1 protein-coding gene and 1 pseudogene are annotated in these 663 nt (G+C 47.8%); both read left to right on the top strand.

The annotated features are described in order from the left end of the window. Positions 1-278 (top strand): CS1-pili formation C-terminal domain-containing protein (locus F3J28_RS22290; RefSeq protein ID WP_205247290.1); only part of this gene is annotated, 278 nt, incomplete at its 5' end. Next, positions 278-663 (top strand): annotated as a pseudogene (locus tag F3J28_RS22285) (hypothetical protein); the annotation flags it as partial. The gene F3J28_RS22290 and the pseudogene F3J28_RS22285, both read left to right, overlap by 1 nt.

Genomic DNA, 663 nt, shown 5'->3' with positions numbered 1-663 from the left:
GCGATGGCCACGCCCTGGGCGGTGCTCAGGTGGTGAATCATGCCGGCAGGACGGTCACCGAATCCGACGGGCTGTTCACCCTCGAAGTGCATGAAAACAACCCGGTGCTGGCGGTGGAGTACCGCGCAATGAACCAGTGTGAAATACGCCTGAATCCCACCACGCAGAAAACGGCCGATGAGATTATTTTCCTCGGCAATCTGACCTGTGACGAATTATCGCTGGCGGGAAATACGATGGCTGACGCGCGTTCAGCAAAAAATAATAAGGACATATAATGCATATCAGGCAAGGCTGTAATTTCTTATTTATTAATAAGCCTATTTTTTGTGCAATAAAACTGGCAGCGCTATCCGGAATTTTTATGTTAGCAATGATGCAGATTGTCAGGGCCGCAACGGTGGACGTGACCACCGAATTTATTGCCGACCTGTCGCAGCCGCAGAAGAATGCCTTTGTAAATACCACCCCCGTATCGGGTTTTTGTTCCGAGACTCCTGGATATTGTGAGCAGGGGGATTTTAGTATTTTGATCCCCGGTTTAACCGGTGAGAAATACTTTGATTACGCGTCTGCGGATTTGATAAAAAATCATGTATCAATATCACTCGATGGGGTAACAAGAGATGTGGTATTAACCGATCCTAAAACAGGGAATACGCT

Origin of the sequence: Enterobacter sp. Ap-1006 (genome assembly GCF_011752835.1) — a bacterium.
Lineage (GTDB): Bacteria > Pseudomonadota > Gammaproteobacteria > Enterobacterales > Enterobacteriaceae > Cedecea.
The sequence above is the reverse complement of the archived record's forward strand: the minus strand, read 5'-3'. Positions and strand labels throughout refer to the sequence as shown.